Raw genomic sequence first — 11,428 nt, forward strand, 5'->3', positions numbered from 1 at the left:
ACTGCCCGTCCGCGGTACGAGTCGCGGCGGCAGCGAGGTCAGCGGCAGCGCGGTGCCCGCATGGGCGTTCGTGACCACTCCGCACTCGCTTTCCGTTGAGGCGACGCGAACTCACGAGCGCGCGTGCAGAACCAGTTCGGCGAGCCGCACACCGGGGCGGTCGAAGACGACGCGGAGATCCGAAACTCCCGGTCGCAGCGGCACCCGGACCGGGACCTCCTGCCAGTCGTACGGCCCGCGGGGACACTCGACGGGCACGACCGACGCCGACTCGCCCGTCCCCGGCCCGACGGCGCGCAGCTCGACCACGACGGATTCGCCGCCACTGCCGGCGAGGCGGAGCGTGCACATCACGAACCTCGGGTCCACGTCGACATCGCGGAAGAGCACCCACCCGCCGGCCGCGTTACTCTCCACGACGGTCCCGGCCTCCCTCGTCTCGTCGGACAGGACCACGCCGTCGCATTCGTCGAAGTGTTCTGCGCGGATCGACCCTGCTCCCGGCCGGCGAGGGGGCAGCACCTCGCCGAGCACCCGCAGTGCCGCGCGAGTGGCGACCACCTGTGAGGACGGCCCTGCCCACAACACGTGTTCCGCCGCCTCGGTGACCCTGCGGCCGCTGACCACGTCCCAGTGCCACAGGTCCTTGCCCCGCAGGAGAAACGCACGATCTTGCGCTCGCCGGGATGGAGGTGGACCCGGTTGAACGCGAGCAGCCTGCGCAACGGCTGCCTGACGCGGGACGCGCGCTGCCTGCCGTAGAGCTGGACGACCTCGGTGCCGGTCACGTCACCGGTGTTGATCACCGGGACGGACACGACGACCTCGCAGTCAGGGCGCACCACCGAGGTCGAGAGCTTCATCGGCTCGTAGGCGAAGGTCGTGTAGCTCAGGCCGTGACCGAACGGGTACAGCGGCTCGTCGTCGAAGTACAGGTAGGTGCTGCCCGCACTGATGATGTCGTAGTCGAGCAGGTCCGGCAGCTGATGCGTGACGCGGTACCAGGTCTGGGTGAGCTTGCCGCTCGGCACAACGCGGCCGAAGACCACCTCGGCCAGCGCGGCCGAACTCCTGGCCGCCGTGCGACGCCCACAGGATCGCGGGCACCCCGCGGTCCTCCCGCACCAGTGCGTACGGGTAGCTGCTCACCACGACCAGCACCGTGAGCGGGTTGGCCTGGCGCACCGCGCGCACCAGTTCCGCCTGCCGCGGCGGGAGCTCCAGGTCGACGCGGTCCTGCGTCTCCCGCTCGTTGATGTGCGGTTCGTTGCCCACGAAGACGATCGCCACGTCGGCGGCGGACGCTCGCGCGACCGCCTGTGCGACACCGTCACGTTCCACCTCCAGCCAGAGAGCCGTCGCCTCGTCGGAGTTCGGCACGAACCCGATCCGGCCGTCGTGACCGACCGCCAGGTGACGGTCCAACGCGATGTTGCGCAGCGACCAGCGGCCGTCGGGCAGCTCGGTCAGCTCGAACTGCTCGCGCACGACCCAGCCGCCAGGCGCGGTGCGATCGACGACCAGCTCGCCGTCCTCGGTCGCTGCCAGGTAGCGGCCCGTCGAGACGCCGCGCAACGTCACGACGTCCTGCCCCCACTCGAGCACCTCGAACGCGGCCGACGCGGTCCAGCCGGGCTCGGCGGTGACCGTCCCGTCCTCGCCGGCGGTCAGGTAGCGGCCGTCGCCGGTGCTCAGCGTGACGCGGTCGACGCCCTCGGCGAAGTGCGTCGGGCCGTTGTGCAGTTCGGCGAGACCGTCCAGTGGCGTGACCTGGTAGGGCAACTTGCCGCTGTGCCAGTCCTCGAACAGCACGCCCGCGTGCGTGCCGATGACGGCGAGCGTGCCCGGCTGGTCGGAGCCGAGCGGCAACAGCCCGTCGTCGTTCTTCAGCAGCACGATCGACTGCCTGGCCGCCTCCAGCGCGAGCTCGCGGTGGGCAGGGGAGGCGATGACGTCCGACCCGATCGCCGCGTACGGGTTGGCACCCGGCGGGTCGAACTCGCCGAGCCGGAACCGCACCGTCAGCACCCGCCCGACCACGCGGTCCACATCGGACTCACCGATCAGCCCGGTGCGCAACGCCTCGGAGACCCGCTCGATCGTCACACTCGGGTCGGCGTCGTGGTCGGTGAAGCTGTCGATGCCAGCCGGCAACATCGCTGCGCGGCCATCGACCTGGTTGTCGTGGTAGCACTGCAGCCCGGCCACGTTCGACGGCGCCCAGGCGTCGCTCATTTCCGCGATCTCTCCGGTCGCCCAGCCGCGCAGCTCGTCCAGGTACGGGGTCAGGTGCGCGGGCCTGCCGTTGACCAGGTTGTAGGACGGCATCACCGCGACGGCCGCGCCCGCTGCGATCGGACCGAGCAAGCAGGGCAGCTCGTACTCGTGCAGCACCCGGTCCCGCAGGCTCGACGACGTCGAGTAGCGGTCGGTCTCGTGGTTGTACCCGAGGAAGTGCTTCAGCGTCGGCGCGGTTTTGAGGTAACGCGGAGCGTCACCGCGCAACCCGCTCGCGTACGCGATGGCCATCACCGACGTGAGCAGCGGGTTCTCGGAATAGCCTTCCTCGTTGCGCCCCCACCTCGGGTCTCGCAAGGGGTTGACCACCGGCGCCCACACGTTCAGGCCATGTGCCACCGGGTCCTTCTCGTGGAAGCCGCGCACCTCGGTTCCGGTCGCGTCGCCGACGGCGCGGACCAGGTCCGGGTTCCACGTGCTCGCGAGCCCGATCGCCTGGGGGAACACGGTCGCGGTTCCCAGCCCGGCGACGCCGTGCAGCGCTTCCGTTCCGGTGCGGAACGCCGCGATCCCCAGCCGCGGCACCGCGGGCTGGTGCTGGTGCAGCATCGCGATCTTCTCCGCCGTGGTCAGCCGCGCCAGCAGGTCCGCCACGCGCACGGGCAGCGGCAGCGCGGGGTTCCGGTGCGCAACAGTCGTTTCCGGACCCATCAGCGCATCCCCCGCATTTCCGTCCGCCGGTAAATCGAAGCGCTTCAATCGTGCCTGCGCACTATTCTCCCAGCGCCACCCGAAGTCGAGGTGCAAGTTGACACAGCGCCTTCCGCCCAGTCAAGCAACGCGACCGGGAAAGACAGGATAGCCTGGGCGTTTCGACGCGTTCGACAGCGAATCGTCGAACGCGTCGCCAGCCCGTTCGACGACCGTTCCGTCCGGACGCGAACCGCAACGCATTCAATGATGGCCATTCTGCGATATGTGCTCGACGTCTCTCAATCAACTCCGAAAAACGAGGAAACTTCTCTACGTTCAGCCGGGAAGGGTTGGCTAAGGTGAATTCACACCTAACGTTGCCGCTCGGCGGTCGATCAAGATGAGCGGAGTTCGTTGTGGGGGCGGTGCGCGAGCGCGGGCGAGCGCTGGGACGAATGCGCTCGCTCGGCCCGGTGGCGCGACTGCTCGTAGGCAGCCAGCTGCTCTTCAACGCCGGTTTCTACCTCGTCGTCCCGTACCTGGCCGGACACCTCGCCGGTGACCTCAGGCTCGCGGGCTGGGTGATCGGGCTGGTGCTGGGGCTGCGGACGTTCAGCCAGCAGGGCCTGTTCGTCGTCGGCGGCACCCTCACCGACCGGATCGGGCCGAAACCGGTCGTCCTCGCCGGCTGTGCCGTGCGGGTGGCCGGGTTCGTCGTGCTCGCGTTCGCGTCGTCACTGCCGGGGGTGCTGGCCGGCGTGGTGCTCGTCGGTGTGGCGGGCGCGTTGTTCTCCCCGGCCGTGGAGGCGTCGCTGGCCCGTGACGCCGGGCCGGATCGACGTGCCGGCACGTTCGCGGTGTTCGCGGTGTGGGGTGAGATCGGCGCGGTCGCCGGCCCGCTGCTCGGTGTGGTGCTGGCCGGTCAGTTCCGCACCGCCTGCCTCGTGGCCGCGGCGCTCTTCACGGCGATCGGGCTGCTGCACGCGTGGTTGCTGCCCCGGCTGCCCGGCGAACACCACGGTGAACCGGTGCTGGACGGCTGGCGCGAGGTGTTGCGCAACAAGGTTTTCCTGGTGTTCGCCGCCGGCTACTCCGCCTATCTGGTGTCCTACAACCAGCTCTACCTGGCGCTGCCGGTCGAGCTGAAGCGCATCGGCGCGGACGAGAGAGCCCTCGGCCTGCTGTTCGCGCTCGCCTCCGCGCTCATCATCTTCGGCCAGCTGCCCGTGTCCGCCCTCAGCCACAGGGTGCTCGGCAGGACCGGCGCACTCGTCGGCGGGTTCGTCCTCATCGGACTCGCGTTCGCCGTGGTCGCGCTGCGCCCGCCGGGTGCGACCGGAGCCGTCGCCTTCGTCGTGCTGCTCACCGTCGGCGAGATGCTCGTTGTACCGCAAGCGAAAGGTCTCGTTCCCCGACTGGCGGGCGAACGCAGGCTCGGCACGTACTTCGGCGTGCTGGCGTCCGCGGGCGGTACGGCCGTGCTGGTCGGCAGCACCATCAGCGGCGCCCTGCTGGAGCAGGGGCGCATCGCCTGGGTCGTGCTCGCACTGCTTCCACTGGCGGGGGCCTGCGTGCTCACCGCTCTCGCGCGCTTCGGCGCGTTCACCGAAACACCGAAAGGCCGGAAATGAGAACACGACGAGCACTCCTCGTCACCGCGCTGGCGGCAGTCTGCGGGCTGACCGCCGGTTGCTTCACCGGTGCGGCATCCCAAGAGCCGCAGCGGTTGCGCGTGGCGTTGCCGTTCCCGCCCTACCAGGCGCTGTCGCCGTGGGGCAACGACGGCGTGCTGCTCACCCGGCTCGGCATCGCCGAGACGCTGGTCGGGCTGGACCGCTCCGGCCGTGCGGAGCCGATGCTCGCCGAGAGCTGGACGCGGCAGTCGGACACGCAGTGGAGGTTCCACCTCAGGCACAGCGTCAAGTTCCACGACGGCGCACCGCTCACCGCGCGGTCCGCGGCCGACTCGCTGAACCGCGCGGCGCAGGCCAGCCCGGTCCCCCGCGCGATCATGGGCGTGAACCTCGTGGCGAACGCCGAGGGCGACCTGGACCTCACCGTGACGACCGCGAAGGCCGATCCGACGCTGCCGCAGCGGATGTCCTCGCCGAACCTCGTCGTGCTCGCGCCCAGTGCCTACACCGGCAATAGCGCGAACCCGCGCAACGCCGGTACCGGTCCCTTCGTGCTGCAGGAGCTCAAGGGTGACCAGAGCGCGGCACTCGGCGCGTTCTCCGAGCACTGGGCCGGCGCGCCTCTGCTGTCCGGGGTGGACGTCCGGTTCATCCCGGACGGTCAGACCCGCACCGCCGCGCTGCGCGCCGGCGAGGTCGACGTGGCGGCGTCGCTGCCGGTGTCCACGGCGGAGAACCTGCAACGCATCGACGTTCCGCTGCCCAGGGTCGTGTCGCTGTCGTTGAACACCGCGAAGGGTGTGTTCAGCGACCCGGCGCTGCGCGGCGTCGCCAGGAGCGCCGTCGACCAGGACGCGCTCGCCGGCGGCGTCTACGAGTCCCACGCGGACGCCGCCCGCGGTCTGTTCGGCCCGGCAACGCCGTGGGCGAAGGCACCGGCACCGCTGCCCCTGGCCGACCGCGCGGCGAACGGCGAGAAGGTGGTCCTCGCGGCCATCAGCGACCGTCCGGAACTGCCAGAGGTCGCGTCGGTCGTCGCGGAAGCGTGGCGGCGCAAGGGGTTCCAGGTCGAACAGGTCGTCAGGCAGTACAGCCAGCTCGAAGCCGACCTGCTCGCCGGCCGGTTCGACGCGGTGATCCTGTCCCGGTCCTACGTGCTCGACAGCGGCGACCCCGCCGGCTACCTCGACACCGACTTCAGCTGCGCGGGCGGCTTCAACCTGTCGAAGCTGTGCTCGAGCGAGGTCGACGCGGCCATCGCCAAGGCCATCGCCGCGCAGGACGCCCCCGCCCGTGAGCAGGCGACGCTCGACGCGCAGGCAGCGGTGCTCGCGACCTCGGCCGTGGTGCCGCTGGTGCACGAGCGCGCCTTCATCGGGCATTCGGGCCAGGTGAACGAGATCAGCGTCGATCCGTACGAGCGCCGCCTCGTGACCAGGTCGACGACGCGAGGATGACCGGACGCCCCACCGCTGCCGCAGGCCGTTCGGCGATCGTCGCGGCGATCGTCACCGGCATCGTCGCGGTGATCGGTCTCCTGCCGCTGTTCTCCGGCAGGGATGCGGCGCTGACCGTGCTGCGGGCGAGGTCGACCGAGCGCGAGCCCGACGCCGAGGCGCTGGCCGCCGTCCGCAGGGAGCTCGGGCTCGACGCGGGTCCGTTCGGTCTGCTGCGGCAGTGGTTCGAGGGTGTGGTCCGCGGCGACCTCGGGCAGTCATGGGTCTCCCGCGAACCGGTCGGCGCACGGGTGGCGGACGCGCTCGGCGTGTCCGCCACGCTCACCGCGTTCGCGGTGCTCATCGCCCTCGCTGTCGCGGCGCTGCTGGTGGCGCGCACCCTCGTGCGGGCGGTGAACGGCCGCCGCGACGACGGCGGCAACGGTGTCGCCACCGTGCTCGCCGGTGTGCCCGAGTTCGTCATCGGAGCGCTGTTCGTGGTGCTGTTCGCCGTGCGGCTGCGGTGGCTGCCCACCTCGGGGTGGAACGGCCTCGGCAATGCGGTGCTGCCCTCCGTCGCGCTCGGCATTCCGGCGGGCGCCGTGCTCGGGGTGATCGCCCGCGACGCCGTCCGTGACGCGGCGAGCGCGCCGTGGCTCAGGTCGTGGACCGCGGCGGGCATGCGCCGTCGCGTGATCGGCCTCGCGGTGCTGCGCAGGGCCGCGTCCGTGGTGGCCGAGCAGCTCGGCCTGCTCTTCGCGGGACTCTTCGGCGGAGCGGCCGCGGTCGAGGTGGTGTTCGCGGTGCCCGGCATCGGCAGGCTCGCGATCAACGGCGCGATCGCGCAGGACGTCCCGGTCGTGCAGGCCTGCGTCCTGGTGATCCTCGTGGTCGGTGTGGTCGCGAGCGGGATCGGCAAGCTGGCTGCTCGCCTGTTGCTCGGTCCCGTTGCCGAGGCGGGGGCGTTGACGGCGGCGCCACCCGCGCCGGGATCGCCCTCGCGGCCGTGGTTGTGGATCTGCGCGGCGACGGTGGCCATCGCCGCGATCGGGTGCGGGCTGTCGCGCGACCCGTTCGCGGTGGACCTGTCGTCCCGACTGCGACCACCGTCGCTAACACACCCGATCGGCACGGACGCGCTGGGGCGCGACATGCTGGCCAGGTTGAGCCACGGTGCCATGCACACCGCCCTGCTCGCACTCGCGGTGACCGCGACGACCGCCGTCATCGGCGTGCTGGTCGGATTGGCGGCGAAACGAGCGTCCACGTCCGCCGCACTCGTGAACGCACTGCCCCCGGTGGTCGTCGCACTGGTCGTCGCGGCCGCGACAGGCCCGGGGTGGGCCGGCGCGGTGGCCGCCGTCGTCGCGACCGGCTGGGCACCCCTCGCCGGTCACGCGCGTTCGCTCGCGGCCGAACAACACAGCTGCGGCTATCTCACCGCGTCACGGGCGCTCGGCGCGTCTTCCTGGCACCTCACCACGAGACACGTGCTTCCGGCGATCGTGCCGCCGGTGGTGCGAAACGCCTGTGTGCGGGTGCCCGCGGTGGCACTGGCGCTGGCGACGCTCGGCTATCTCGGGCTCGGTGCCCAGCCGCCAGAACCGGAGTGGGGCCTGCTGATCGCCGAGGGAATGCCGTACGTCGAGCGCGCGCCGTGGACGGTGCTGTTCCCCGCCGCAGGGCTCATCGCACTCGGCCTGGGCGCGACGTCGCTGGCGATTCGCGTGCGGTGAGCCCGGCCTGTCACCCGGCGGCGCCGATCCGCCACTGCTGGGTGGTCCTGCTGCGCCGAGGGCGGTGTGGCGGCTGCACGAGTCACCTCACCGTCCACTTCAGACTCCCGGACGGCGGTAGGTGAAGCTGTCGAAGTCGGCCCACGAGCTGAGGCCGACCACCTCGCCCGGCCGGCGGGTTCGCCGTCGGCCGGCGTGCATGGGGTTCCCTTCGCACAAGTACACGATGTGACCGCGAATTCGTCTGTTGTGGACTGATTGACGGCCGGGTTCAGCGCAGTTGGGCGGCGTGGCCCGGTGAACTCGCTGCCGGTGAACAGCCTCCGCACCGGCGGCGTCATCAGCACAGCTACGAGCGCGGCCACGTTCAACGCGGCCGTGAGGAGCGCGAGTTGCTTGAGAGACACTGGTTTTCCTGTCAGACGTTGAGGAAGCCGTCCATGTCATCATCGGTGTCGAGCCGATCCGAACCCTTGTAGCAGCCGCTCGATTTCGTACCGATCATGGCGGAGTCCCTTCCGCGCCTAGCGGACTTCGCGGTCCGCCGCACCGCGGTGGTAGCTCTCCGGTGGGGCGAGGTAGGTGGTTGGCAAGCCTCCCGTGTTCACCACGATCTGGTCCACGACCATGGCAGGGTCCACCATCAGCAGGCGCAGCACGTGCTCGCCGGGCGTGGTGACGGTCAGCGAGCCGGTGAGCTTCTCCACGCCTTCGGTGACGTTGCGCGCCCAGAGGTCGTCCCACCTGCCCGTGGCGATGGCCTGACCTGTCAGCATCACGGCGGGACCGTTGTCGAGGGCGATGGCGAGCCGACGGTTCCCGCGCGCGTCCAGTGACGGCAGGCGGAACACCGTCACCGGGAAGGTGCCGGTGCCGGTGAACTGGATTCGGTAGGACAGCTCCGGCGACCGGGTCGTCACGTGATCCGTGATGGGCGCTGCGGTCGAGGGCACGGCCTCCACTGCGGCCTGCCGCCTGCCGAGTCCGCGCACGACACGCCAGTCAGCGCCGCTTCGCGGCACGCGGCGGTGGAAGTGCGCCGCGTCGATCGAGACGTAGCCGTGGGCCTCGACGAACCCCGTGGCGCTCCTCCGTGCCTGCTCGCCGTCATTGTGGACGCGCAACGGCACGGACACGCTCTTCCCTGCGCCGGTGAACGTCACCGTCGCCTCGCGCCTGCCCCGGGGCGCCCGCGCCCAGTCGATCGAAACCCACACGCGAACCTGGTCGGTGACGGTGCCGGAGGTCGAGCTCACCTGCACCCACGGGTGACTTGTCGAGGCGCGCCAGGTGAAGGAGCGGAATCCGGTGTTGTAGACGTCCACGAAACGGCGGTCGCGCGGATAGGAGGAGAAGGACAGCGGCCCCGCGGTCCCGGTCTCGTTGCCCTCGGCGGCCACGCCCAGCCCCGAGGTGTTCTGCGGCGTCACCCGGACCACGGTCGGGCGGCCCGGCGCCTGAGGGATGTCGGAGGGATAGGGATTGACGACACCGTTCCACTTACCGCCGGCGAGCTCGGTGTTGTAGCGGCGGGTGAGCGCCTCCTCCTCCGCGTGGGCGGCCTCGCACAGGTCCGCGTACCGGTTCACCCCCGCTCCGCGGCCCTGGCGTGACGCCAGGGCGTTGCAGTCAGCCCAGTAGTACTTGAGGTTCATCAGGTACGCGCCGTGCACCGGGTACTCGACCAGCTCGTAGAAGGCGTTCTGGTAGACCGGGGGCAGCTTGCGGCCCAACGCCTGCGTCCGTTCCAGCAGGTCCCGGTATGCGGCAATCCGCCTGCCAGCCTCGTCACCGTGGTGGACCAGGGAGATCGAGCCGCGGTCGACGAACTCCGGACGGCGTTCGGCGGCGAGGCGGTAGAACTCCGTGCGGATGGCGGCGATCTCGCTGCCGTGCTGTCGCCCGAACTGCTGGCCGGTCCACTCGACGAGGAAGTCCTCGATGTTGTCGGGGCCCCAGCGGTGGATGTTCCAGGCGAGGTCCATGCAGAAGGAGAGTCCGGCCTCCTGCGACTTGATGTCGCCGACGTTGATGACCCACAGGCGGTCGACGCGGTGCTCGTAGGCGCGGCGCAGCTCCTGCCAGAGCTTGCTGATCTGGGTGGTGTCCAGCCACAGGTAGCTCTTCGGGGTGCCCCAGTACGAGATGTGGTAGTAGAGCCCGTTGCCGCCTGGGCGCCGCTGCTCCGCGCTGGTGGGCATCTGCCGCATGTTGCCGTGGTTGTCGTCCGGCCAGACCAGGGTGATGTCCTCGGGCACCTGCACGCCCGCGTTGTAGAGGTCCAGAACCTCCTTGTAGGGGATGAAGATCTGCGGTCCGGTGGCGGCGCCGACCTCTTCGGCCAGGATGCGGCGCTGGTCGGTGATGATCCTGTTCATCACCGCGACCTTCTCCGGCACCGTCGTCGCGTAGCGGGTCTGGAAGCCGGAGTCGTGCAGACCGCGCATGCCGATCGTCCAGCAGCTCTCGTAGGCGACGTTCTGCCGCACCCGCGCCCGCCAGTACTCGGCGATCACGCCGGGGTTCACCGTGTAGTCGTACTCCGGCAGGCTCCCGTTGGGATTTCGGTGCGTCTCGGCCCACGGTTGCCACTCGTGAACACCGTTGCGCAGCAACGCCTCTGGGTGGCTGGAACCGACCACGATCCCGTATTCGTCGGCGAGCCTGGCGTTCTCGGGATACTTGTTGAAGTGGTCGGTGTACGGGTGCATGGCGGGCCACAGGTAGTTGGCCTTCAACCTGAGGAGCAGCTCGAAGATCTTCTTGTAGGTCTCCGGGCCGATGTTCTTGTCCCGCTCCTGCGTCCGGTTCGACCACGTGGTCAGGTTCCGCTCGTCGTTGATGAAAATGCCCCGGTAGCGCACCGACGGTTCACAACGCTTGATCGTCCCCGCCTCGACCCGCACCGTTGTGCGGCGTTCCACCGGCACATCAGCCCACCAGTACCACGGCGACACACCGATCCGCTCCGAGGTGTCGTAGATGCCGTACACCGCGCCACGCCTGTCGCTGCCCGCGATGACCAGCGCCTGAGACACGCCGGGCAGTGGGTTCTCCACCACCTGCGTCACCGACGCCTCCCACCGGCCCGCCACCTCTGCGGTGTCCAGCCGGCCCTGTGCGATCAGGCGGTCGATGACCGGGCTGGCACCGATGGTGCCGACCAGCACCACGGTCCCGGACAGACCGGACGTGGCGCGGCGCATGCGTGGCCGTACACCGCTGACCCGTTCCAGATCGGTGGCCAGATCACCAGCGGCACGGGCCACGGCGGGATCGTCCGCCTGGTCCACGAACAGGTCCACCGCGACGCCGTCCCGAACGAGAGTGAACCCGTCCCCGGCAACCCCGAATTGACTGGGCGCTGCCGCCGCGACTCCCGGCAGCAACGGGGCAACCCCGGCGACCGCCATACCGCGCAACAACGACCTGCGCGTCCAACCGTTCGTTTCCCTGTTCGACACGGATTCGATCCTCCTGCACGGTTAGAGACGAAGGCGTTGCAACACAAGGCGGAAAGCGCTTACCTGAGGAACGGTAGGAGGCCTGGAGGAGACCGTCAAGCGGCCGGGAGTGTCGCGCCGGGGAGAGGCCGACCGCGCCCCCGGTCGGGCTCCTCGAGCCAGAAGGGGTGGACCCGCTTTGAACCGCTCCCCGGAAGTTGGACTGGTAATTCAGTTCCGATTTCCCG

5 protein-coding genes and 1 pseudogene are annotated in these 11,428 nt (G+C 70.2%); 3 read left to right on the forward strand and 3 right to left on the reverse strand.

Going from position 1 to position 11,428, the window contains the following annotated elements; genetic code table 11:
• Window positions 1-111: 111 nt before the first annotated feature.
• Both SK571_RS37425 and SK571_RS37430 read right to left on the reverse strand, forming a co-directional pair.
• On the reverse strand, window positions 112-627 hold the full coding sequence (locus SK571_RS37425; RefSeq protein WP_319988845.1) for a carbohydrate-binding protein: 516 nt from the start codon (window positions 625-627) through the stop codon (window positions 112-114).
• A 26-nt stretch (window positions 628-653) separates the two neighbouring features.
• Window positions 654-2,949 (reverse strand): annotated as a pseudogene (locus SK571_RS37430) (fibronectin type III-like domain-contianing protein); the annotation flags it as partial.
• Window positions 2,950-3,347: 398 nt separating this feature from the next.
• Here SK571_RS37430 and SK571_RS37435 point away from each other — a divergent pair.
• From SK571_RS37435 to SK571_RS37445, 3 genes are read left to right on the forward strand one after another with little or no spacing between them, the layout of a single operon-like run.
• Window positions 3,348-4,562 carry an MDR family MFS transporter gene (locus tag SK571_RS37435; protein ID WP_319988847.1) on the forward strand — a complete coding sequence of 405 codons (1,215 nt, stop codon included), beginning with the start codon at window positions 3,348-3,350 and terminating at the stop codon, window positions 4,560-4,562.
• Window positions 4,559-6,022: an ABC transporter substrate-binding protein gene (locus tag SK571_RS37440; protein ID WP_319988848.1), complete on the forward strand. Its 1,464-nt coding sequence runs from the start codon at window positions 4,559-4,561 to the stop codon at window positions 6,020-6,022. The genes SK571_RS37435 and SK571_RS37440 overlap by 4 nt, the downstream gene beginning before the upstream one ends.
• The gene (locus tag SK571_RS37445) at window positions 6,019-7,737 is read left to right on the forward strand and encodes an ABC transporter permease subunit (RefSeq protein WP_319988849.1); all 1,719 of its coding nucleotides are present in this window, start codon (window positions 6,019-6,021) and stop codon (window positions 7,735-7,737) included. Before SK571_RS37440 ends, SK571_RS37445 begins: the two co-directional genes overlap by 4 nt.
• A gap of 524 nt (window positions 7,738-8,261) precedes the next feature.
• On the opposite strand, the gene SK571_RS37450 is transcribed toward SK571_RS37445, so the two are convergent.
• Window positions 8,262-11,201: a glycosyl hydrolase 115 family protein gene (locus SK571_RS37450; protein ID WP_319988850.1), complete on the reverse strand. Its 2,940-nt coding sequence runs from the start codon at window positions 11,199-11,201 to the stop codon at window positions 8,262-8,264.
• Window positions 11,202-11,428: the final 227 nt, after the last annotated feature.

The sequence above is a fragment of the Lentzea kristufekii genome (assembly GCF_033949925.1).
GTDB lineage: Bacteria > Actinomycetota > Actinomycetes > Mycobacteriales > Pseudonocardiaceae > Lentzea > Lentzea kristufekii.